Annotated in this window: 22 protein-coding genes; 8 read left to right on the top strand and 14 right to left on the bottom strand. The window is 32.3% G+C overall.

Annotated elements, in window-relative coordinates; translation table 11 throughout:
- Positions 1-19 precede the first annotated feature (19 nt).
- Genes ACZIYX_RS03145 through ACZIYX_RS03135 form a run of 3 tightly spaced genes read left to right on the top strand, consistent with a single transcriptional unit; the run spans position 20 to position 1,880 of the window.
- A complete protein-coding gene (locus ACZIYX_RS03145; protein ID WP_462680737.1) occupies positions 20-784 on the top strand; it encodes a Rossmann-like and DUF2520 domain-containing protein in 765 nt (254 codons plus the stop codon).
- Positions 768-1,292, top strand: a complete 525-nt coding sequence (locus tag ACZIYX_RS03140) for a KdsC family phosphatase (RefSeq protein ID WP_462680736.1) — start codon at positions 768-770, stop codon at positions 1,290-1,292. The genes ACZIYX_RS03145 and ACZIYX_RS03140 overlap by 17 nt, the downstream gene beginning before the upstream one ends.
- Before the next feature lie 18 nt (positions 1,293-1,310).
- Positions 1,311-1,880, top strand: a complete 570-nt coding sequence (locus tag ACZIYX_RS03135) for a non-canonical purine NTP diphosphatase (RefSeq protein WP_462680735.1) — start codon at positions 1,311-1,313, stop codon at positions 1,878-1,880.
- On the opposite strand, the gene ACZIYX_RS03130 is transcribed toward ACZIYX_RS03135, so the two are convergent.
- The gene (locus tag ACZIYX_RS03130; protein WP_462680734.1) at positions 1,881-2,513 is read right to left on the bottom strand and encodes a CPBP family intramembrane glutamic endopeptidase; all 633 of its coding nucleotides are present in this window, start codon (positions 2,511-2,513) and stop codon (positions 1,881-1,883) included.
- Positions 2,514-3,271: 758 nt separating this feature from the next.
- Here ACZIYX_RS03130 and nhaC point away from each other — a divergent pair.
- The gene (nhaC, locus tag ACZIYX_RS03125) at positions 3,272-4,756 is read left to right on the top strand and encodes a Na+/H+ antiporter NhaC (RefSeq protein WP_462680733.1); all 1,485 of its coding nucleotides are present in this window, start codon (positions 3,272-3,274) and stop codon (positions 4,754-4,756) included.
- A 244-nt stretch (positions 4,757-5,000) separates the two neighbouring features.
- The gene (locus ACZIYX_RS03120; RefSeq protein WP_462680732.1) at positions 5,001-6,233 is read left to right on the top strand and encodes a S8 family serine peptidase; all 1,233 of its coding nucleotides are present in this window, start codon (positions 5,001-5,003) and stop codon (positions 6,231-6,233) included.
- A gap of 689 nt (positions 6,234-6,922) precedes the next feature.
- On the opposite strand, the gene ACZIYX_RS03115 is transcribed toward ACZIYX_RS03120, so the two are convergent.
- From ACZIYX_RS03115 to ACZIYX_RS03100, 4 genes are read right to left on the bottom strand one after another with little or no spacing between them, the layout of a single operon-like run.
- Complete coding sequence (locus tag ACZIYX_RS03115) at positions 6,923-7,477, bottom strand: OsmC family protein (protein WP_462680731.1); 555 nt, start codon at positions 7,475-7,477, stop codon at positions 6,923-6,925.
- Positions 7,478-7,504: 27 nt separating this feature from the next.
- Entirely contained in the window at positions 7,505-9,325 is a 1,821-nt protein-coding gene (locus ACZIYX_RS03110; RefSeq protein WP_462680730.1) for a trans-sulfuration enzyme family protein, read from the bottom strand.
- Positions 9,326-9,336: 11 nt separating this feature from the next.
- Positions 9,337-10,779 carry an aldehyde dehydrogenase family protein gene (locus ACZIYX_RS03105; protein ID WP_462680729.1) on the bottom strand — a complete coding sequence of 481 codons (1,443 nt, stop codon included), beginning with the start codon at positions 10,777-10,779 and terminating at the stop codon, positions 9,337-9,339.
- Positions 10,776-11,792: a homoserine dehydrogenase gene (locus ACZIYX_RS03100; RefSeq protein WP_462680728.1), complete on the bottom strand. Its 1,017-nt coding sequence runs from the start codon at positions 11,790-11,792 to the stop codon at positions 10,776-10,778. The genes ACZIYX_RS03105 and ACZIYX_RS03100 overlap by 4 nt, the downstream gene beginning before the upstream one ends.
- A gap of 116 nt (positions 11,793-11,908) precedes the next feature.
- On the opposite strand from ACZIYX_RS03100, the gene ACZIYX_RS03095 reads away from it, so the two are divergent.
- Positions 11,909-12,385 carry an Lrp/AsnC family transcriptional regulator gene (locus ACZIYX_RS03095; RefSeq protein ID WP_462680727.1) on the top strand — a complete coding sequence of 159 codons (477 nt, stop codon included), beginning with the start codon at positions 11,909-11,911 and terminating at the stop codon, positions 12,383-12,385.
- 166 nt (positions 12,386-12,551) lie between these two features.
- Here the strand turns inward: ACZIYX_RS03095 and ACZIYX_RS03090 are convergent, their stop codons facing one another.
- Complete coding sequence (locus ACZIYX_RS03090) at positions 12,552-12,944, bottom strand: acyl-CoA thioesterase (protein ID WP_462680726.1); 393 nt, start codon at positions 12,942-12,944, stop codon at positions 12,552-12,554.
- Positions 12,945-13,034: 90 nt separating this feature from the next.
- Here ACZIYX_RS03090 and ACZIYX_RS03085 point away from each other — a divergent pair, with 90 nt between their 5' ends.
- Both ACZIYX_RS03085 and ACZIYX_RS03080 read left to right on the top strand, forming a co-directional pair.
- Positions 13,035-13,664, top strand: coding sequence for an NAD(P)H-dependent oxidoreductase (locus tag ACZIYX_RS03085; protein ID WP_462680725.1), 630 nt, complete (start codon positions 13,035-13,037; stop codon positions 13,662-13,664).
- Positions 13,665-13,781: 117 nt separating this feature from the next.
- Entirely contained in the window at positions 13,782-14,972 is a 1,191-nt protein-coding gene (locus ACZIYX_RS03080) for a DegT/DnrJ/EryC1/StrS family aminotransferase (RefSeq protein WP_462680724.1), read from the top strand.
- Between the two features lie 28 nt (positions 14,973-15,000).
- Here the strand turns inward: ACZIYX_RS03080 and ribB are convergent, their stop codons facing one another.
- The 8 genes from ribB to ACZIYX_RS03040 all read right to left on the bottom strand — a co-directional run bounded on the left by ribB (position 15,001) and on the right by ACZIYX_RS03040 (position 22,511).
- Complete coding sequence (gene ribB / locus ACZIYX_RS03075; protein WP_462680723.1) at positions 15,001-16,152, bottom strand: 3,4-dihydroxy-2-butanone-4-phosphate synthase; 1,152 nt, start codon at positions 16,150-16,152, stop codon at positions 15,001-15,003.
- Positions 16,153-16,200: 48 nt separating this feature from the next.
- Complete coding sequence (locus tag ACZIYX_RS03070) at positions 16,201-17,643, bottom strand: LptF/LptG family permease (protein ID WP_462680722.1); 1,443 nt, start codon at positions 17,641-17,643, stop codon at positions 16,201-16,203.
- A 115-nt stretch (positions 17,644-17,758) separates the two neighbouring features.
- Positions 17,759-18,391, bottom strand: coding sequence for an outer membrane lipoprotein periplasmic chaperone LolA1 (gene lolA1, locus ACZIYX_RS03065; protein ID WP_462680759.1), 633 nt, complete (start codon positions 18,389-18,391; stop codon positions 17,759-17,761).
- Between the two features lie 42 nt (positions 18,392-18,433).
- The gene (locus ACZIYX_RS03060) at positions 18,434-20,905 is read right to left on the bottom strand and encodes an FtsK/SpoIIIE family DNA translocase (protein WP_462680721.1); all 2,472 of its coding nucleotides are present in this window, start codon (positions 20,903-20,905) and stop codon (positions 18,434-18,436) included.
- A gap of 67 nt (positions 20,906-20,972) precedes the next feature.
- On the bottom strand, positions 20,973-21,341 hold the full coding sequence (locus ACZIYX_RS03055; RefSeq protein ID WP_462680720.1) for a diacylglycerol kinase family protein: 369 nt from the start codon (positions 21,339-21,341) through the stop codon (positions 20,973-20,975).
- A 6-nt stretch (positions 21,342-21,347) separates the two neighbouring features.
- Positions 21,348-21,848 (bottom strand): thiol peroxidase, encoded by a 501-nt coding sequence (gene tpx, locus ACZIYX_RS03050; RefSeq protein WP_462680719.1) that lies wholly within the window; start codon positions 21,846-21,848, stop codon positions 21,348-21,350.
- A 110-nt stretch (positions 21,849-21,958) separates the two neighbouring features.
- Complete coding sequence (locus ACZIYX_RS03045) at positions 21,959-22,216, bottom strand: DUF6952 family protein (protein WP_462680718.1); 258 nt, start codon at positions 22,214-22,216, stop codon at positions 21,959-21,961.
- Positions 22,197-22,511: a thioredoxin family protein gene (locus tag ACZIYX_RS03040; protein ID WP_462680717.1), complete on the bottom strand. Its 315-nt coding sequence runs from the start codon at positions 22,509-22,511 to the stop codon at positions 22,197-22,199. Before ACZIYX_RS03040 ends, ACZIYX_RS03045 begins: the two co-directional genes overlap by 20 nt.
- Positions 22,512-22,539: the final 28 nt, after the last annotated feature.

The following is a 22,539-nucleotide window of genomic DNA, read 5'->3' as shown; positions in this document are numbered from 1 at the left end:
ACTTCCTTATTTTTGCAAAATGATTAGAGTTGTGATTCTTGGCGCAGGAAATGTGGCTAAACATTTATATAATGCTTTTATTTATCAAAAGCAGGTAGAGGTTATACAATGTTATAACCGTAAAAATTTACAACTGCACCCGGATCAAAAAAGAGAAACTATCATAAAGGATCTTTCATTATTAAAAGAAGCTGATATTTATATTTTGGCAGTTAGCGATGATGCTATCGAGAGAGTTTCTGGCGTACTCCCATTTAAAAACAAATTAGTAGTGCACACCTCTGGTAGTGCTCCTGTACATATAATTAACGATAGAAATAAAAGAGGAGTCTTTTATCCTCTACAAACATTTAGCAAAGATAAAATTGTAGATTTTACAACTATTCCTATTTGTATTGAGGCAGAAAACAAAACGGATTTAGAAATATTACGTAAACTAGCTGTTTCTCTTTCAAAAAAAGTATATGAAATATCTTCTGAGCAGCGAAGTATACTGCATGTTTCTGCAGTTTTTGTAAATAATTTCACTAATTATTTATTTTCGGTAGGAAATGATATCTGTAATGAACATAAAGTTCCGTTTGAAATTCTACATCCTTTAATACAAGAAACAGCTCAAAAAGTAATTGAAATGGATCCTCATAAAGCACAAACCGGACCCGCAATACGAAAAGATGTTAACACAATAGAAAGACACCTAAAAATACTAACCAATACTACACAACAAAATATATATACAACCTTAACAAAGGCTATACAATCTAAATATGGAAAAGAGTTATAAAGAATACTTACAACACATTACTACTTTTATTTTTGATGTAGATGGTGTGCTTACAGACGGTACTGTTATTATTAATACCGATGGCGAATTGTTAAGAACCATGAATATTAAAGACGGGTATGCACTTAAGGCTGCGGTAGAGCAAGGATATAATGTGTGTATCATTTCCGGAGGTAAAAACGAAGGGGTTCGCCAAAGATTAAAAGGATTAGGTATAAAAAACATTTATCTGGGTGCACATCAAAAAGTAGAACAATTAAAAGAGTATTTAGATACACATACTATTAAGCTGGAAAATGTATTGTATATGGGCGATGATATACCAGATCTGCCTGTTATGAAAATGGTAGGATTACCTACTTGTCCGCAAGATGCAGTAGCAGAAGTTAGAGAGATTTCTAAATATATATCCTTTAAAAAAGGAGGTAAAGGATCGGTACGGGATGTTATTGAACAAGTACTTAAAGTACAAGGAAAGTGGATATTGGATTCTGACGCCAAAGCTTAATCTATTCAAATCAAAAAAATGAAATTAGTATTTGCTACCAATAATCTAAATAAAATAAAGGAAGTTCAAGCTATTTTACCTTCCAATATTCAAATAGTAAGTCTTCAAGAAATTGGGTGTAATGAAGATATTCCTGAAACCTCTGCTACGATAGAGGGTAATGCTATACAAAAAGCAACGTATATAAAAGAAAACTATGGCTACGATTGTTTTGCAGATGATACTGGTCTGGAAGTCGAAATATTAGATGGAGAACCAGGGGTTTATTCTGCAAGATATGCGGGAGAAACAAAAGATGCTAATGCAAATATGGACAAGCTTTTAAAAAAGTTAGAAGCTAAAACTAATCGAAACGCCAGATTTAAAACTGTAATAGCTTTAATTATAAATGATGAATTATATACCTTTACTGGCATTTGTTCTGGTAGTATTACCAAAAATAAAAAGGGAAAAGATGGATTTGGATATGATCCTATATTTATGCCAAATGGGTATACAAAAACATTTGCAGAATTACCTCTTGCCGAAAAAAACAAGATTGGTCATCGGGGCAAGGCAATACAACAATTAATCGATTATTTTAAATAATCACTCTGCACCAGGAAAAGCTAACATCTCTCCCATCCCAACAGTAAATAACCAATTACCATAAATTGCATGCTCAACAGACACTAAAGTGGTGGATTTTGTTTTTTGATAGGTATACGCAAACAGCACTCCGCCAATAAAAGTTACTATTTGTACCAAAAAACTCCTTAAAAAAAGGTGAGCTAAAGAAAAAAGAATTGCATTTATAAAAATAAACAGCCATTTATTATTTACCCATTCTCTATAACGTTCAAAAAAAAATGTTCTATAAATAATTTCTTGCGGCCATACCGATAAAAATGTATACACAAAAAGAATGACAATCCATAATCCCGGTTTTTTAATTACAATAGAAAATAACGTATCGGAAGCAATCCAAAAAACGTATACCCCTGTTACTAATGCTATAATAGCAAACTTAATAATTGTTTCTTTCCAAAAAGGTTTCCAATAGTCTTTATCCGGAAAATTTAATTTTAAGAGATCTCTTCTTTTAAGAAAAAACAAAATATAAATAAACCCCAAAATAGTAGGTATGATCTTAAAAAGAAAGTGAGAATCTATTAAAAAACTTATTGGAAGTAATATAAAAAGAAAAAAAAGCTCCAATCCTTTATATAATCTATTTTGCATCGTATTAGTTTTTGACTAATTTCTGCATAAAAAATTAAACACTATCTATTTTAACAAAAAAAGCCTCTTGGGGTGCGAGGCTTAGGGGTTGAAATTAAATTGGGGTAAAAAAAGCTAATTTTAGTTCAATGGGTAATCAATATTGTGATATATTATAATATGTTTTTTTGTATACTTCAAATGTACAACTACGTATTCATAACCTTACTGTACACTATACTAAATAATATATTTTTATCGATAAAACACATATAAATACGACAAAAGCATTAATTAATTAAAATAATTCAATTTTAACTCACAAAAAAAGCCTCTTGGGAGTGAGGCTTTTAAGTTAAAACAATTTTAAAAATCATTTTTTTTGTCCAAAAAAAAGTTACAAAATAAATTAACAATCTCAGAACAAACTCACGAAGTATACTTCTGGAAATATATTCTGTTTTTGAAGCAAATCTCGCAAAAATCAAACCCTCAATGAGGGATAAAACCAAAATTCCAACTTTCTTTTACTTTTTCTTTTCCACAACAAATATAAAATACCTCATAAATTTTATGTTAATATAAATATCTATTAAAAAAATATATTCGACAAAAAACTCAAAAAATCGATAAAAAAACATATATCCTATAAAAATGGTTTTCATGACTTTGTTATCTTCTTTATATCCTAAAGAAATTAACTAAACTCAATAAAGACGTTGCATAGCTTTTATTAATATCGTAACATTACATTTATAAAATTTTGCATTTAATTACCTATGAAAAGTCAAAACATCACGCCTGCACAACCTGAAAACGAAAATATTATTGAAAATAAAGAATTAAACATTTGGGAAGCATTATTACCTGTAATAATCTTGGTTGGAATGTTATTTTATAATGTTAAATATGCTTTTGGTGATGATGCTTTAAGCGGCAGTAACCAGTTTATTTTATTGTTAGGTGCTGCAGTGGCTGCAATAGTTGGTTTCTTTAATAAAGTATCGTATAAACAAATGATGGAAGAAGTTGCCCGAAATGTAAAATCTACAACGGGAGCTTTATTAATCTTATTAATGGTTGGATCTCTTGCCGGAACCTGGTTAATTAGTGGTATTATTCCCACAATGATTTATTATGGTTTACAAATTCTTAATCCTACTATCTTTTTAGCTGCTTGCGTAGTTATTTGTGCAATCATATCTATCGCAACTGGTAGTTCATGGACCACTTCTGCAACAGTTGGTATTGCACTTATAGGGATTGGAGATACTTTAGGAATTTCTTTAGGAATGACGGCAGGAGCTGTTATTTCAGGTGCTTATTTTGGAGATAAAATGTCTCCGCTATCTGATACTACAAATCTTGCTCCGGCAATGGCAGGTGGAGAATTGTTTTCGCATATAAAATATATGACCTATACTACAGTACCAACCATTATTGTTACTTTGCTCTTTTTTACAATTATAGGCTTTACTATAGATACTACTGGAGCCCCGCAGATAAGCGAGCAATTAAATGCTATTGATAGTGCGTTTAATATTTCTCCCTGGCTTTTTATTGTTCCTGTTTTGGTAATTGGGCTTATTATAAAAAAAACACCTCCATTAATCGCACTACTGGCAGGAACACTTCTTGGTGGTATTGCTGCTATCATAGCACAACCCGAGGTTGTTATAAAAATTGCAGAAAGCACAGAATTAACTTTCAATTCGGCATACATTGGTGTTATGAAAGCAATGACGGTAAATACTGCTGTAGAAACCACAAATGCACAACTCAATGAATTATTTTCTTCGGGTGGCATGTCTGGTATGTTGGGTACTATCTGGCTTATTGTATGTGCAATGGTTTTTGGAGGTGTTATGGATGCAATAGGAGCACTTGCCAGAATTAGTAAAGCCTTATTAAGCTTATTCGACTCTGTTTTTGGGCTTTTTGCCAGTACTGTGGTTAGTTGTCTGGCTTTGAATGTAACTGCATCTGATCAATATCTTGCAATTGTTGTTCCTGGCAGAATGTATGCAAAAGCGTTTAGAGACAAAGGATTGGCTCCAGAAAACCTTAGCCGTACTCTTGAGGATTCAGGAACGGTTACTTCTGTTTTAGTCCCATGGAATACTTGTGGCGCATACCAAAGTGGTGTACTTGGAGTGCCTGTAGCTGATTATGCAGTATATGCTGTATTTAATTGGTTAAGTCCTTTTGTTACCTTGATTTTTGCTGCATTTAAAATAAAAATAAAACAATTAGCCCAAAACTAATTGTTACCAAAAAATTATAAAAAGTAAAAGCATATAAACTAACCTTTATATGCTTTTACTTTTTCATGTATAGTAGCAAAAACTTGTATAAACACGTAAACCCAGAACTAATTAAATTCGGATTATACATCAAAACAAATAAACATATAGAATTCTGTTCGTTATCCAATAAAAAAGATATCAAGCCCTTATTATTTACGGATTATTTTATGAATTTTTGAACCTTAACATAAACTTAATAATTATGAAAACAGTTCAAAAAACAATTCGTTTTAAGATGATTCCAATACTAGTTGGAACCGTATTTTTTTTTCATTCTTGCTCTACAGAAGAATTTTCTGATGAAGTATCTGTAGATACCTCATCCGTAGATATAGGTCCGGATCAAGCAGTCCCCAACAGTTATATTGTTCTTTTTAAAGAGGATGGTAAATTAAAAAGCAATAAACAAAAAGTAAGTCAAAAAGCATCTGGTATCTTATCCCAGTACAAAATTGCTTCTAACAAAATGAAATTCGTTTATGAAACTGCAATTCAAGGATTTAGCATAAATGATATTACAGAAAAAGAAGCCGAATTATTAAAGAGCGATCCAAATGTTCTTGCAGTAGAGCCTAACTACATCGAGAAATTAGATGTTACTGTAGAACAAGGAGATATGCCACCGGCAAACTCTAACAAAGCAACAACAGAAGGCTATTTTGAAAGTACCGGAGATTATGTAGACTGGGGAGTTGTAAGAGTTGGAGGATATACTTATTCTACGGATAAAAGAGCCTGGATTTTGGATAGTGGTGTATATGCACATCCAGATCTTAACATTGATTATGATAATAGTACCACTTTTGTAGATAAAAACTGGGGAGATAGAAATGGGCATGGTACACATGTTGCAGGGATAATAGGTGCCATGCATAATGGAGATGGTATTGTTGGAGTTGCTCCCGGAGCTAAAATTGTTGCCGTAAAAGTTTTAAATGATGAAGGAGTAGGATCGCAAGCAGAAATTATTGCAGGAATAAACTATGTTGCTAAAAATGCCAAATATGGTGATGTATGGAACTATAGTATAGGTTCTAAAAAAAGAAAAATAAATGTAGCTTATGAGACTGCTATTCAAAACCTTGCCAAAGTAACATTTGGTGCTATGGCGGCTGGTAATCAAAATGATGATGTACAATACTACTCTCCACAAAGAGAATTTATAACAAGTGCATGGGTAGTTGGTAACATGACTTCTTCTGATGCTGCCGCATCAGATTCAAATTATGGAGATAATGTACATGCATGGGCTCCGGGAACAGGAATTTGGTCTTGTGGTATAGGAGGAACAGAATTTGCAAAGAAATCTGGTACTTCTATGGCTTCGCCTTATGTTGCAGGTGTACTACTTGTTAGAGGTGATGGAAAAATAATTACCGACGGTACTGTTTCTAAAGGAGGATATAGCGCTTCTATAGCAGTTGTAAAAAAGTAAAACACCCTAAATTATTTATTACATAAAAGAAATTTCTGTAAATAACACTACTTATAAAGACTTTTCGAAAAAAATAGTGTTAAGAAATAATTTTAACCATCAAAATAAATAATCATAAAAGTACAAATTTGGTTATTTGTGTAACTACTAAAGGCTGCTTGATATTGAATCAAGCAGCCTTTTTTATCTATCTCCCAATTAATTATCAGATACAATCTCCAAAAAAAATATCAAAAAGGTTGTATTTTGTATTTATAGATTATACCATTTTAAGGCGAACTGCGATCTTATGTATACCGAAATGTAAATATTAATTATTATAGAATATTGTTCTATATTTTTAAAGCAAAATAATATTTTAATCCTTGGCAAAGATGTTATTTTCTAGGCTATACTTAATGAACAAGGTATGCTTTAATAAGTATACCTAGCACTAATCCAAAGGTGCGATTATCTCGAATTTATTGAGCTATTTTACTGTTTTTATAAAAAAAACAGACTTCTGATTCTATAATTTGTCTTTACTTTATTAATTTAAAAACTCTACGTTTTTTATGAACCAATACATTATCTAAATAAAAAATAAGAGATAATTTAGCTTTTCTGTAATTACAAAAGGCTGTTTGAAATTGTATCAAACAGCCTTTTTTGATTACTCTAATCAAATAGGTAATCCTTAACTAAACAAACTAATTTTTTACAGTAGAGTTAACCACCAAACTAGAAACCATTTTTACTTTATTGGCTACAGTTGCATAATTTGGAGAAAACTGAACAACTTGATCTGCTATTTCTTTAAATTGCTCTTCGGTACCATTTCCTTCTACAGTAAAGCAATACTCTACCGTATCATATCCTACAGGAGAGGTTTCATTTATACCCAGAAACCCTTGTAAATCTAATGTTGATTTTATTTCTAAAGAAACCCCTTCTAGCTCTATTCCTTTTATAGATGCCATAGCAACAAAAGTAACCATCATACATCCAGAAAGACCTCCTAACAGATAACATTGCGGAGTTGGAGCTGAATGTTCTCCTAATAACTGATTTGGCTCATCGATTATAAATGAAAAATCATGAGGGATTTTTTCATCTCCTAATTGCAAAGCTTTAGTATCTACCCCTACTTTTGTACCCCCTAACCAAGTTGCCTTAATACCGCCAGAATACATTCCGTTTTTTGAATCCTGCTCTACCGTGTTTTTATAAGCTCCCAGAGCTTCTAAATTAATTCCGTTAATCATAATGATAAATTTTAAGTTGTTATTATTTTAATTTAAGTATCCGTTTTCTATTAATTGTTTTTGTACATCTATATAAGTATTTGCATACAGCTCGTCTACTTCTTCCATAGATAAGAAAGTCTTAGAAAACCCTTCTTTTTCCGGATCTATCATAAGCTTAACAGCTTGTAAAAAATGTTTTATCAGTTCTTTTGGATTTTCATTACCTACCGATATTCTCATTGTTGTTTTATGAATACCTGCATCTAATAAAGCCTCTTTGTTCAATTCTGAATGAGATGTAAATGCAGGACAAAGAAGAGTTGTGTTAATTTGACCTAAACTTACCTGAAGACCAAATGCAGGAGCTAAACTGTCAAAGAATTTTTTAAAGGATTGATCTGATAATTTTGCATTTTCAAAATCAATAGTAAACAATGGTGCTGCTAATTGGTATTTGCTTATTTTTTTCATAATGGCATTGTTATGATTATTTTCTAATCCGCTACAATGCACGGTAATATCCGGGTTAGAATCAAAAAACTTAGCTAGCACTAATGTATTTACACATTTTTGCATCATTCTTAAGCTTAATGTTTTCATACCAGACAATACTTCAAAAGCTGTATCAGAATCTAAAAAGGCACCTTTTATATAGTATACGTTCCAGAACAAAGTTTCATCCCACTTTATTCCGTTTGATTCTTCTCCTTTAGGTAAAAACATTAAATCATTTTTACCAATAATACCTCCCGCAATTGCATTACCAGATCCTGTTATATCTTTGGTATAACTATGGAATAAATAATCTGGTCTGCATTGTTCGTCTTCTTGCTGTAATGGTTTTATTAAAAATGGCGTTGCTACCGTGCCATCCAGCATAACAGTTGCCCCATTTTGCTTAGAAAATTTACAAATAGCAGGTACATCCAGCATATACCCGTGTGGATTACATGGGGATTCAATATAGACGTGTAATTTTTTACCAGAAGAAAGTAACTCTTTATATTCTTGTTTAGCATTTTCCATAACTGGTTGAAATTCTTCTAAAGAATATCCATCAAACCAAACTACATGGATTGCAAATTTGTTTTTTTTAGCAAAAAAGTCTTCAATTAATTGATATGCTCCTCCATATATATTACGAGAAACTATTAAAATGTCTCCATGATTTAGCGTATTACTTAACAATGCATCAATAGCTGCCATACCACTATTAAAATTCCAGGCTGTATATTGATCTGCATATTTTCCTGCTTCTATATGCACTATATGGGTTGCCAAAGCCATAGAAGTAGGATTCAATAATCTTGAGTATATATGATGTATAGATTCTTTACCATTAAAAGCATCATCTACCCATTCTGTACAAGAATAATCATAAGTTGAAGTACGAGTAATTACCGGGGTTGCTGAAAATAAAGCGGCTATATTATTAAATAAAGGATGTGGACCTTTAGCCTGTAAAGACTCATCTGACTGCCCTAAAGATTGGTATGTTTTACTTAATGGGTTTTGTAGTGTTTCCAGCACTTTTGCTATTTGAAAAGACAAAAAGCGTTTTGCATTAAAATAAGCTACTTTTTCTCCTTCATCAAGCTTACTAATAGTCTCGGTAGTAATATTCCATAATTTTGTAATATCATCTTGTGCGTTATAAATATCTTTGGTTGCATTTTTTAATGCTTTACCATAGTCACTATTTTTATCTATGCAAAAGTGTTCTAATTGCTCGTTAGCTAATTGTTCTACTGTAGTACATGTAGATGTTTTTCTTTTTGGGGATAGTACTTTGGCTACATCCATGTTTACATTGTCTTTTGTCGCTTTATCTTTTACGATGATCTCTGCGTTTTCTATAGTATTCATATTTATATTTATTAAAGGTTAAAACATGCAATTTTAGTTGTGGTCATTTCTCGTATAGCAGATTTCACTCCTTCTCTGCCTATTCCGCTTTGTTTAATTCCTCCAAAGGGCATCATATCGATTCGGTAATCTGAGGAGTCGTTGACCATTACACCCCCACATTGCAGCTCGTTAATTGCTTTAAAAGCGACTTCTATTGAATTTGTAAAAATCCCGGCATGTAATCCATAAACAGAATCATTACTTGCACTTATTGCCTGATCTAAAGAAGATATTTTAGACAAAGTAGCAACAGGTCCAAATATTTCTTGTTTTCCGTTTAGAGAATGATTAAAGTATCCTTCAAGAATTGTTGGCTGATAGGTATTCCCTATACGTTTACCACCACATAAGATTTTGTATCCTGCTTGCTTTAATTCTTTGACCGAGTTATCTATAGTATTAATAGCCCCATTGGTTATTATGGGCCCCATCTCTGTTTCCGGGTCTTCCGGGTCTCCAATTTTTATAGCATTTGCATACGCTATAATTTTTTCTTTAAAAGATTCGTATATGGATTCGTGGATATACATACGTTTCACTCCTACACAGTTTTGACCGGCAGCCCATGTCATGCCACCAATACAATTTTTAGAAACAGCATCCACATCTACATCCTCCATAACAATTACCGGGGAACTGGACCCTAGCTCCATCGCTACTTTTTTTATTCCGGCAGCTTTTATTATTGCCTCACCAGATTTTGTGCCCCCCGTAAAACTTATCATATTAACTCGTGGGTCTGTAATCAAAATATCCCCATAGTTGTTAGCAGATCCTGTTATTATATTAAGAATATGGAAGGGCAAACCTGCTTCCAAAAACAATTCCCCCAATTTTATTGCAGAAACAGGTGTATAATCTGATGGTTTAAGTATAATTGCATTTCCTGAAGCTATTGCCGGACCTAGTTTATGTGCTACCAAATTAAGAGGATCATTAAACGGAGTTATTGCTGTAATGATACCTACAGGATCATGTACATAGTATCCAACTCGTGATGCACCTCCTGCAAAAGCATCAAAAGGAACTGTTTCTCCTGTAAGTCTCTTTGCTTCTTCACTACATAGAGTTAATGTGTTTATACATCTTTCTACTTCTTTATCTGCTTCTGTTTTGGTTTTAACTCCTTCGCTTACAATCACTTTAGAAAATTCTTCTTTTCTCTCTTTTAACAAAAAAACTACTTTAGCAATAATTTCACTTCTTTGGTATGCAGATAAGCTTTTAGAAATTATTTTTCCTTTTTCGGCAGACTTTAAAGCCTCATCCACATTACTTCTGTCTGCACAAGAAATTTTATATATTTCTTTTCCTGAATAGGGATTTAATACCGGCATTTGTATTTCACTTTCTACCCACTTTTCTCCTATCAGCATTTTTAAAGTGTCTATCTTATCTAATGTTTCTATCATCCTTTAATTTTTTTAATTACAGAAAGCATATCAGAGAACACAGAATAACCCGTCTCTAGTTTTCCTGCACCCGGACCTGTAATCATGATTTTTCCCAGATATGTGGTAGAGATTTCTATTGCATTGGTAACTCCATCTACATTAGATAATGCATCTTCTTGCCCTAAAGCTTCTGGCTGTACTTTTGCTTCTATTGTATTTCCTGATTTTTTTAAACTACCAATAAGGCGAATATTTTTCCCTTCTTTTTTAGCCGTATCTAATTCTTTCATAGAAATAGTGTCTATTCCTATTGTAGGAATAGTATTGAAACCGAGATCTACTCCAAAAATTTTATGAGAGAGTATAGCTACTTTTCCTCTGGCATCATAACCTTTTACATCATTAGTAGGATCTGCTTCTGCATATCCTTTTTGCTGTGCTACACTTAGTGCATTTTCAAAAGATTCTCCTTTAGCCATTTTAGACAGAATATAATTACTGGTACCATTAAGAATCCCTCTAATTTCCAGAATATCATCTCCTGCCAAACATTCTTCTATCAACGAAAAAGTTGGGGTACCACTCAATACCGTTCCTTCATATCGCAACGAAACATTGTTTTGTATAGCTAACTTATTTAATTCGGTGTAATGTAATGCAACTGGTCCTTTGTTTGTAGTAACTACATGTTTCCCGTTTGATAATGCATTTTTAATAAAAGTATAAGCAGGATCACCAGTTTTATAGTCGCTATAGCTTGCTTCAATAATAAGATCTATATCTTCTATTTTAGATAATGAATCTTCATCTTTTAAGGAATTATCATTAATATTTTCTTCTTTATCTAATTTTTGCAAGAGTATATTAATATCTATTCCTTTAGGATTATACATATTTCCTTTCTTGATATCTTTTATAGCGACTACTTTGATATCTGTTTCAAATTCTTGAGAAACCCAGTTTGTTTTTTCCTGTAGGATTTCCAAAAAACCTCTGCTAACGGTTCCTAATCCTATTATACCTATATTCATTTTAGAATTACATTTTATAAGTTCATGAACAAAATTCCTTATATTTGTAAAAAAATTGAATTATATTCATATTTAATTTTGTTAAATACGAAGTATATTCTAAAAAAATAAGTTTTATGAAGCTAGACCAGAAGGATATTCAGATTTTGAAATTATTACAAAATAATGCTCGGTTATCCAATAAAGAGCTAGCTGCAGAACTGGATATAGCTCCATCTACCTGCCATGAAAGGTTAAAAAGATTAACCAGAGAAGGTTTTTTTAAATCATTTAATGCGGATCTTAACTTAAAGAAATTAGGTATTAATGTACAAGTAATAGTATCTGTTCGTTTAAACAAACATGAAAGAGAAGTTATAAATTCTTTTATAAAAAGAACAAGAACTTTGAAAGGGGTCATAAAATTTTATCACATGGCTGGAGACACTGATTTTATGATTCATATAGGGGTAAAAGATTCTGAAGACCTTAGATCTTTTATATTAGATAAGCTGGCAAATTTTAGCTATATAGATCATATAGAAACCGCTATGATTTTTTATGATGAATGTGTTTGTAATCTTTCGGTATTTGAATCTGAGGCTTTAGAATAAAATGGCTCTAGTTGATAGTTATGATAATATACATTTAATTGATTTTAAGATGTTTATATTACCCTAAATCCTTTCCTTCCGGGAAGGGTTGGGGATGGGATATGCTGAGTTTTGATAAAATTATCAATGCTATTATAAACTAAAACCAATAAAATTTATTTGAAATTTACTTATCGATTATGGAAACTGGTTTTTTATTATTATCAATGGCAACAAATTTGAAATGCCCAGAGACTGCTATTTCCCGATCATAGCTATACATATCTTCTTTATAAATATCTACTTTTACCAAACAACTGGTTTTACCTACCTCGACTACTTTTGCCACTAACTCTATTATAGTACCCTGCGGAATTGGTTTTTCAAAATCAATTTTATCTGTAGATATCGTAACTACTTTTTTTCTACTAAATCGTGTTGCGCATATAAAAGAAACCTCGTCCATAAGCTGTAAAGCGGTGCCTCCAAACAATGTATCATAATGATTGGTTGTATTTGGAAAAACTGCTTTAAATATTCTTGTTTCGGATTTTTCAATTAATTCTTTTATAGTATTCATACAATAACGGTATAGTTTTTTTTTATCTTGTTACCCGGCAAAGGTAAATGTTATCCCATTATATTTGTATTTCAATAAAAAAAACTTTAGATGGATATTTTAGAAAGTTTACGTTGGCGTTATGCAACCAAAAAATTTGACAATAAAAGGATTCTTTCCCAAGAAAAAATAAATACCATTACAGAGGCATTTAACCTAACTGCTACTTCTTATGGGCTACAGCCATTAAAATTGGTGGTTATAAAAGATAAAGCTTTACAAAAAGAACTTACAGCGCATTCCTGGAACCAGCAACAGGTTGCCAATGCTTCTCATTTATTAGTTTTTTGTATAGAAAAAAATGTTGGTGAGCAGTACATAAACGAGTATTTTAATAATGTGAAGACAACCCGAAATACGCCTGACGAAATATTGGATCCTTTTAAACAGCAATTAGTCTCTTCTTTTAAAAATAAATCGCCCGAAGAAATTTATAATTGGGCTACAAAACAAGCGTATTTAGCTATGGGAAACATTCTTACTATATGTGCTATTGAAGAAATAGACTCTTGCCCAATGGAAGGTTTTATACCAGAAAAGTATGATGAAATACTATGTCTTAATGATTATGGACTAGCATCTGTATTGGTATTACCTGTTGGTTACAGGGCTAAAGATGATATGTTTTCTGAATTTAAAAAAGTAAGACGTTCTATTGATGACACGATTATTACTATATAAACTTTTTTGTTTATTATAATTGTTTGTGCTTAAAAAATTCTAAAACATAGATCTCTATATCAAAAGTCTTTTCGGTATTTTTGCTAAAAATAATTTTCAATTTAACACACTATAGATATGCCAGGATTTGAGTTATTTGGTGCAGAAGAAAAAAAAGAAGTCCAAGATGTCTTGGATAATGGAGTCCTAATGCGATATGGGTTTGACCCCATGAGAAATGGTCATCACAAAGCACTAGAATTAGAAAGAGATCTTGCCAACAGAATGCAAACCAAATATGCTCAAGTAGTATCTAGTGGGACCGCTGCTTTAACCGTTGCTTTGGCTTGTGCCGAAATTGGAGCCGGAGACGAAGTTATTATGCCTACATTTACATTTGTTGCCAGTTTTGAAGCTATCCTGTCTGTTGGAGCTATCCCTGTTTTATGTGATATTGATGACACCCTTACTCTGGATCCGGAAGCTGTAAAAAAAGCTATAACAAAAAATACCAAAGCTATTATGCCTGTACACATGTGTGGATCCATGGCAGACCTTAAAGCTTTAAAATCTATTTGTGATGCACACAACCTTATTTTATTAGAAGATGCTTGCCAGGCTATAGGTGCCATGTATGATGGTAAACCTTTAGGTAGCTATGGGGATCTGGGTTGTTTTTCTTTTGATTATGTTAAAACAGTTACCTGTGGTGAAGGAGGAGGAGTAATAACTAATTCTGAAAAATATGCAGAGCGGGCACACCAATATCAAGATCATGGTCACGACCATACAGGTAATGATCGTGGTGCAGAAAGACACCCTTTTTTGGGATATAACTACAGAATATCCGAATTAAATGCTGCGGTGGGGATTGCTCAATTAAGAAAATTAGATACCATTATTGCTATTCAAGAAAAAAACTACACTTTTCTTAGAAATGCGCTACAGTCAATTCCCGAAGTTACTTTTAGAAGAGTACCAGAAACAGGCGTAGAAAGCTATGCTTTTTTAAACATATTTTTGCCAGATGAAAACCTAGCCAGAAAAACGCATAAGGCTCTGGGAGAACATGGAGTAGATGCTTGTTTTTATTGGTTTGATAATAATTGGCATTACTATAAAAAATGGGAACACCTTTTGGAGCAAAAATCTTTAGGAAAACTGTCTGAGGAAATACAAGTGGGATTACAAAAAAACAAAACCTCTTTTGATGCCAGTGATGTATGGATGGGGCGTACTATATCCTGCCTGATTAAAGTAAGTTGGACTGAAGAGCAATTAAAAGAAAGAGCTACAAAAATGGTAAATGCTATAAAAAGTATAGTATAACAATACAATAGAGAGAATATGTAGAATATTAATATTCTACATATTCTACTATCTCTAATCCATATCCTATCATACCTACACGTTTTTGCTGTACGCTATTAGATACAAGTCGTAATTTATGAATATTTATATCATGTAATATCTGAGCACCAATACCAAAATCTTTAGTATCCATAACTATATTTGGAGCTTTCATTACTTCTTTTCCATTTTGGATTTCTTTTAAAGCACTTAAACGCCCTAAAAGATTAAGAGACTGGCTTTCCTGATTAATAAAAATTATAGCACCTTTTCCTTCTGTATTAATGCGTTTAAACATTGCATCTAAACGTTTATCTGCGTTATTTGTCAGAGTTCCCAGAATATCATTATTAAACAGTGTAGAGTTTATTCTGGTTAGTACAGGTTCATTTTCTTTCCAGGTACCTTGTGTTAAAGCTATATGAATTTGATTATTGGTTGTTTGCTTATATGCTCTAAGCCTATAATTCCCAAAACGGGTAACAATGTTAAAATCTTCCTTTTTTTCGATTAGAGAGTCATGTTGCATACGATATGCTACCAAATCTTCTATAGATATTAATTTAAGGTCAAATTTCTTTGCTACCTCTACCAACTGTGGTAAACGTGCCATGGTACCATCCTCATTTAATATTTCTACCAAAATCCCTGCTGGTTTTAACCCTGCTAATCTTGCCAGATCTACAGCTGCTTCTGTATGTCCTGTACGTCTTAAGACCCCTCCATTTTTTGCTTTAAGCGGAAAAATGTGCCCTGGTCTTCCCAAATCATGAGGCTTTGTACTATCTTGAACCAATGCATTAATAGTCTTAGATCTATCATGAACAGAAATCCCTGTAGTACATCCATGACCTATTAAATCTACAGATACGGTAAATTGAGTTTCATGTAAAACTGTATTGTTTTGAACCATCATATCAAGTTCCAGTTCTTCGCAACGATCACTGGTAAGCGGAGCACATATTAAACCACGACCATGTGTTGCCATAAAATTGATCATTTCTGGAGTAACTTTTTCTGCAGCTGCAATAAAATCCCCTTCATTTTCGCGATCTTCATCATCTACTACAATAATTACCTTTCCTTGCCGAATATCTTCAATAGCTTCCTGAATGGTATTCAACTTAATTTTATTTTTAGTTTCGGTAATCTGCGACATACGTTTTGTTCTTGAAATTATTACTGGCAAAGATATTTAAAAAGAAATCTATTTTTTAGGTTTGGAAGATCGTTTTGCAAAGATTTTCTTTATTGGTTGTATAATAGCATCCAGATTAAAAATCCCCTGATCTGTAGTTGCCCTGTGGGTTAAGAATATACTTAAAGGAAATATTACAAATGTAGAAAGCCAAGAACCTACAAATGGAGGTACCCCTCCTTCTTCTGCGCTATTTTTGGCAAAAATCCCTATAAAATGATAGGTTAAAAATAGTACTACTCCAATAACAATTGGCAATCCTAATCCTCCTTTTCGAATTATAGCTCCTAATGGAGCACCTACAAAAAACAGTAATATACAAGAAATCCCCAAGGCGTATTTATCATGCAATGACATTTCGTATTTATTGAGTGCTCTTTTTTTGAAATCCTGATCGCTTTTTGTATTATCTAATCTTCTTAAAACACCATCTGTATTAGACGATGCTATCTCATAAATTTGTATTTTTTTGGGTATATCAAAATAATTTTCCAACACCAATGTATCGTTGGCTGTTTTTTGAACAGTGTCTACTTTAATATTTCTATTTATCCCTTCAAATCCAATCCTTCTGTCTATTTCAAATCTCATATTTTTGAGATCTGTATTGACTTGTTCTGACAGAGAGTCTATTTCATTTTTTAATTCATTAACATTAAGCATGTTATATCCTTTGCTATATTGTTGTTCATCCATATCCACATTATCCAGGGATGACAAATCTATGTTAAGAACATATTGTTTAAATTGTGCTTTTGCAAAAGGTAGTTTTTTTCTTTTTTGAGGAGAGTTTTGATGGATTTCGTCATAATAATTACCATCATTGAGTATTAGTGTAACCAAATTAGAATTAATATTTCCTCTTAGCTCCCCATCCATAGCTTTTATAACCGTAAAATTACCTGGTCTTACTCCTTTTTTGTGAATAATAATGTCTCGAAGAAACTCATCATTATCCCCATATTTTTCTGCTACTTTTATATTTATATCCCCAAGATCATTAAATTGATTTGGCGTAATTACCATTGCAGGTTTTACTTTTACTATATTTCTTCGAAGGTTAATAAATCTTTTTTCTGAGGATGGAATTACTGTATTTGAAAACAAAAATGCACCAATACCAAGAAAAAACATAAAAACAGATAATGTTCTCATGGCTCTTTGCAAGGATATCCCCGAAGATTTCATTGCTGCAAATTCGTAGTTCTCTGCAAAGTTTCCAAAAATCATGATCGATGTCAATAAAATAGTAAGGGGCAGGATCATTGGTATCAATCTGGGGGTTGCAAATGTCAAAAATTTTATTATTACAGAAAAATCGAGGTCTTTTCCTGCAAGTTCTGATATAAACAACCAAATTGTCTGTAATAACAGAATAAACATTATTATAATAAAGAGTGGAAAAAATGTCTTTATAAAAGTGGTTAAAATATATCTATCAAGGATTTTCACAAGTTTTGTATTTTCTAATAATCAAAAGTAAAAGTATAAATAAATTTAAAAACTAAAGAACATGTGCAAAAAAACACCTGTTCTTTAGTTTTTAAATCTCATATTTTTTTTACTTCTAGTCTAATCGGTTTATATAGTAACTGCTATACTTTGATTCGTCAAATACAAACAATGTTTTAGAAATGGGTTGATCTGTTTTAAAACTATTTACAGTAATGGTAACATTGGTACCATTGTTTTGTTTTTGAATCATTTTGTATATATGCTTTGTTTGCTTATCAATACCAAGCAATATTTCTTCTAAATCACTTTTTGAATCTATTGGTATTAATTTTATATATTGAATTTTTCTTCCTTGTACGTTCTGCTCTATATCCATTTTATACGTATATCCATCTTCATAAAAAGTTAACATTTTTGAAGGGGTTACACTTGCTCCATCTTCTTCATTTAAAGTAGAAATATTTATTTCTTCATCTTCGGGAATAATAACATGCAGTTTTTTGCCATCATACATCTGTTCTGTCCCCATTAAATTAAGAAGATATTTATTGCCTTGTAAAGTTACTTCTCCTCTGGTTTCCTGATCTACGTTTTCTACTGGATTATTAAGTGAATATTTGAAGTTTATTACAATATTATTGTAGCTTTTGACTTTTTTAGAAACTTCATCCAACAAACCTTTGGCACTCTGTGCCTGTATTGCAGTTATACCTAATACAAACAGTAAAAGCGTTATTTTTTTTATCATTTTTACAGTACTTCTTTAACTTATTAAATTTATATATAGCTATAACTCATTATCCAAAAACTGTTTAAGCGATGTTAAATCAGTTATCAAAACCTGCCTAGCTTTACTACCTTCAAAAGGCCCTACAATTCCTGCTGCTTCTAATTGGTCTATTAATCTACCAGCTCGATTATACCCTAATTTTAATTTTCTTTGCAATAAGGATGCCGATCCTTGTTGTGCTGTCACAATTACTTCTGCTGCTTCAGCAAAAAGTTTATCTCTATCTCCTTTTTCTATATCAAGACTTGTGCCACTTTCTTCTCCTTCGTATTCTGGTAAAAGATGAGCGTCCGGATATCCTTTTTGGCTACCTATATATTCTGTTATTCGTTCTACTTCGGGAGTGTCTACAAACGCGCATTGTATTCTTACTATATCATTTCCCTGGGTAAACAACATATCTCCCCTACCAATTAGCTGGTCTGCTCCACCGGTATCCAAAATAGTACGCGAATCTATCTTTGAAGTTACCCTGAATGCAATTCTGGCAGGAAAATTAGCTTTAATCATACCTGTTATTACATTAACCGACGGTCGTTGTGTGGCTATAATTAAATGTATCCCAATAGCCCTTGCCAATTGTGCCAGTCTTGCTATTGGGGTTTCAACCTCTTTGCCTGCAGTCATTATCAAATCTGCAAACTCGTCTACTACAAGTACAATATAGGGTAAAAACCTATGCCCGTTTTCTGGATTTAATTTTCTTGCCTTAAATTTTTCATTATACTCTTTTATATTTCTAACCATTGCTAGTTTTAACAGATCATAACGAGTATCCATTTCTATACACAACGAATTTAGTGTATTAATCACTTTATTATTATCCGTTATTATGGCCTCTTCAGTATCCGGTAATTTTGCCAAATAGTGACGTTCTATTTTATTGAATAAAGTAAGTTCTACTTTTTTGGGATCTACCAGAACAAACTTAACCTCTGCCGGATGTTTTTTGTATAGTAAGGAAGTGAGTATTGCGTTAAGTCCTACAGATTTACCCTGACCTGTAGCTCCTGCCATAAGAAGGTGAGGCATTTTGGCTAAATCTACTACAAAAGTTTCGTTAGAAATAGTTTTACCCAAAGATAATGGCAATGCCATTTCTGCATTTTGAAACCTTGAAGATGCAATTACAGATCTCATTGACACAATGGTTGCATTTTTATTGGGGACTTCTATACCAATGGTTCCTTTGCCCGGGATTGGTGCTATGATCCTGATTCCCAAAGCCGATAGTGATAATGCTATATCGTCTTCCAGATTTTTTATTTTAGAAATCCGAATCCCCGCTTCGGGCACAATTTCATACAGTGTTACGGTGGGTCCTACAGTTGCCTTTATTTGGGCTATTTCGATCTTATAGTTCTTAAGGGTTTCAACGATACGGTTTTTATTTTCTTCTAACTCTCCCTGATCTATTGTTATCCCTCCTTTATTTGCTGAATAATCTTTTAAAAGGCTTATCGCAGGGAATTTATAATTTCCTAATTCTAATTTAGGATCAAATTCACCAAAATCTTTTACCAATTTTGCACTTAAATTTTCTACCTCTTCTTCCTCGATAGTGGCCTTCACTTCCATTTCAATATCTTCAGGATTCACTTCAGATTTTATAATGATTTTTTCAGGGATTTCATTATTTCTGTCTCTATTATCCGGATTGCTATATATATCGTTAATAGTTGGATTTAAAGTAATTTCTCCTGTATTAGCGTCTTGTTTAAGAGGTTGTTTTGGCTTTTCTTCTTTTATACCATAGTTTGGATCTACACCTGCTTTTGTACCTGATTTTGAATTGTTCTGATCCAAAACCGAATTTGTTGGATCATTATCTGGCTGCGAGGTCGTTTGGTAATCTTTTACGATATCTTTTTGTGTTGCTTTTAAAGAGTCATATAATTTTTCGGGAGTATATCTTAGTCTTACCACAATATACACTATTGCAAAAAATGCCAGTACCAAAACCGTACCTATAAAACCGATATAATCTCTTAAAAAATCATTGATTTCGTACCCTATGATACCTGCTAATAGTCCTCCGTCTTTTTCTACAAAGCCCAATACTACAGATATCCACAGCATTACCAAAATCCCCCAAAACCAAAAACCAAATAATCGTTTTCTACTAAGATCAAAAAACAAATATATTCCTGTTAAAGAAGTTAATACAGGAATAACTAATGCCGAAACACCAAACCCTTTGAATATAAAGAAATGACTTACTCCTGCTCCAAATTTACTTAACCAGTTTTTTGGCGAAGAAGTTCTATTATAAAATTGAGACACTTCGCTTTGATCTATTTTCCAGTTAAAGAAAAAAGATATAAAAGCAAAAAACAATCCTATTCCTAAAAAGAACAAAAAACTACCAAGAACAACTTTTTGTTGCCTTGATAGTCTAAATTTTTCTTTTAATGGTGTTTCAGCTTTTGTTGTTGTTTTCTTTTTTGTGTTTACCTTTTTCTTGGTCATTTTTTGGGTATCTTATCGCAAAAATACGAATATCTATATTGGAACGTAAAAATGCCTAAAAAATTTTCTAAATGAAATATGGTATATAAATTAACAAACCTATAGCTACGGCTGTAATAGCTGCAATAAAAACAGCTCCTGCGGCTATATCTTTTATAAGACCTATTTTATTATGAAAATCAGGATGAATAAAATCGGCTATTGCTTCAATTGCGGTATTGACTCCTTCTATACTCATTACCAAACCTATAGCAAATAACTGTAAAATCCACTCTGTAGAAGTAATATTAAAATAAAAGCCAAGAGCAGTAACAAGTATGGCTATTCCAAATTGTACTTGTATGCTGGGTTCTGTTTTTAACAATAACAAAGCACCTTTAAGTGCATACCCGCCACCTTTTAATCTGCCGACAATAAATTCTGAAACTTTACTCATTCGGTTTTAAGACAATATATCTAATGCTGCAGAATAATTTGGTTCTTGTACTATTTCTGGCACTTGTTCTGTATAAAGTACTTTTCCGTTTTCATCAAGAACGATAACTGCTCTGGAGTGTAATCCTTGTAGTGGTCCATCTATAATTTCTAATCCATAGTTTTTACCAAACTCTCCTGTTTTAAAATCAGAATGATTTATTACATTCTCTAATCCTTCTGCACCGCAAAAACGATCCTGTGCAAATGGTAAATCCTTCGAAATACACAAAACTTTAGTATTAGACAAGTTACTAGCTTCTTTATTAAATGCTCTTACAGAAGCTGCACAAATACCTGTATCTACAGATGGAAAAACATTTAAAACAACTCTTGTTCCTTTATAATCTGATAGTTTAGATGTAGATAAATCTGTGTTAACCAATTCAAAATCTGGTGCATTTTGCCCTACTTCTGGTAAAGTACCATTGGTATGAATAGGATTTCCTTTAATTGTTATTGAAGCCATAATAAATGATTGTTTTTTTTTGTGAATTAAAATTAGTGAGTTTTTATTATATTATTGTCTTATTTTATAAAACATTAAGGTTAAAAAACTTTAAACGTTCTAAAAATAAATTAATTATCGATAGAGCCCAAAACTCTTTTCATAAAGCTATTTAACGCTTCTTTTTTTGGCACCCCTTCCTTTATCAACTTATCCACTTCTAGCGCACCATACATATTAGATATTAATTCTCCTATAACATCTAATTCTTCATCTTTTAAAGATGGGATCTCTGTCAAAGCTTCTAACGTTTCAATAGTTTCTACTACAAAGTCTTCATCATTTTCTTCGATAAAATTTGTAAGATGTTTAATTACCGGTAACTTCATCTACTAGTTCTTTAAGAATATCAAATTTATTGGTTTGAATCTGGTTTACAAAAGCTCCATTTTTGAATGTCGCAAATGTGGGTAAGTTATCTACTGTTGCCATTTTTCTGGACTCTGGATATTTTTCGGCATCTACAACAACAAAAGTAGCATTATTGTTTTCTCCAGCAAGTTTTTTAAATTTTGGCTTCATTATTCTACAATTACCACACCATGTAGCAGAATATTGTACTATTACCGTATCATTTTTATTCACGACCTCAAAAAGGTTGTCTGCCGATAATTCTTGTAACATATTAAGTATAAATTAAGAAAGGTTAAAC

It is taken from the genome of Aquimarina sp., from assembly GCF_977115655.1.
The sequence above is the reverse complement of the archived record's forward strand: the minus strand, read 5'-3'. Positions and strand labels throughout refer to the sequence as shown.

What these genes read in the sequence shown, in the direction of transcription:
- ACZIYX_RS03060 (WP_462680721.1), bottom strand. Translation starts at nt 20,905, where the DNA reads ATGACCAAGAAAAAGGTAAACACAAAAAAGAAAACAACAACAAAAGCT.
- nhaC (WP_462680733.1), top strand. Translation starts at nt 3,272, where the DNA reads ATGAAAAGTCAAAACATCACGCCTGCACAACCTGAAAACGAAAATATT.
- ribB (WP_462680723.1), bottom strand. Translation starts at nt 16,152, where the DNA reads ATGTCGCAGATTACCGAAACTAAAAATAAAATTAAGTTGAATACCATT.
- ACZIYX_RS03040 (WP_462680717.1), bottom strand. Translation starts at nt 22,511, where the DNA reads ATGTTACAAGAATTATCGGCAGACAACCTTTTTGAGGTCGTGAATAAA.
- ACZIYX_RS03105 (WP_462680729.1), bottom strand. Translation starts at nt 10,779, where the DNA reads ATGATAGAAACATTAGATAAGATAGACACTTTAAAAATGCTGATAGGA.
- ACZIYX_RS03135 (WP_462680735.1), top strand. Translation starts at nt 1,311, where the DNA reads ATGAAATTAGTATTTGCTACCAATAATCTAAATAAAATAAAGGAAGTT.
- ACZIYX_RS03095 (WP_462680727.1), top strand. Translation starts at nt 11,909, where the DNA reads ATGAAGCTAGACCAGAAGGATATTCAGATTTTGAAATTATTACAAAAT.
- ACZIYX_RS03100 (WP_462680728.1), bottom strand. Translation starts at nt 11,792, where the DNA reads ATGAATATAGGTATAATAGGATTAGGAACCGTTAGCAGAGGTTTTTTG.
- ACZIYX_RS03120 (WP_462680732.1), top strand. Translation starts at nt 5,001, where the DNA reads ATGAAAACAGTTCAAAAAACAATTCGTTTTAAGATGATTCCAATACTA.
- tpx (WP_462680719.1), bottom strand. Translation starts at nt 21,848, where the DNA reads ATGGCTTCAATAACAATTAAAGGAAATCCTATTCATACCAATGGTACT.
- ACZIYX_RS03080 (WP_462680724.1), top strand. Translation starts at nt 13,782, where the DNA reads ATGCCAGGATTTGAGTTATTTGGTGCAGAAGAAAAAAAAGAAGTCCAA.
- ACZIYX_RS03140 (WP_462680736.1), top strand. Translation starts at nt 768, where the DNA reads ATGGAAAAGAGTTATAAAGAATACTTACAACACATTACTACTTTTATT.
- ACZIYX_RS03090 (WP_462680726.1), bottom strand. Translation starts at nt 12,944, where the DNA reads ATGAATACTATAAAAGAATTAATTGAAAAATCCGAAACAAGAATATTT.
- ACZIYX_RS03110 (WP_462680730.1), bottom strand. Translation starts at nt 9,325, where the DNA reads ATGAATACTATAGAAAACGCAGAGATCATCGTAAAAGATAAAGCGACA.
- ACZIYX_RS03145 (WP_462680737.1), top strand. Translation starts at nt 20, where the DNA reads ATGATTAGAGTTGTGATTCTTGGCGCAGGAAATGTGGCTAAACATTTA.
- ACZIYX_RS03130 (WP_462680734.1), bottom strand. Translation starts at nt 2,513, where the DNA reads ATGCAAAATAGATTATATAAAGGATTGGAGCTTTTTTTTCTTTTTATA.
- ACZIYX_RS03045 (WP_462680718.1), bottom strand. Translation starts at nt 22,216, where the DNA reads ATGAAGTTACCGGTAATTAAACATCTTACAAATTTTATCGAAGAAAAT.
- ACZIYX_RS03115 (WP_462680731.1), bottom strand. Translation starts at nt 7,477, where the DNA reads ATGATTAACGGAATTAATTTAGAAGCTCTGGGAGCTTATAAAAACACG.
- ACZIYX_RS03085 (WP_462680725.1), top strand. Translation starts at nt 13,035, where the DNA reads ATGGATATTTTAGAAAGTTTACGTTGGCGTTATGCAACCAAAAAATTT.
- ACZIYX_RS03055 (WP_462680720.1), bottom strand. Translation starts at nt 21,341, where the DNA reads ATGAGTAAAGTTTCAGAATTTATTGTCGGCAGATTAAAAGGTGGCGGG.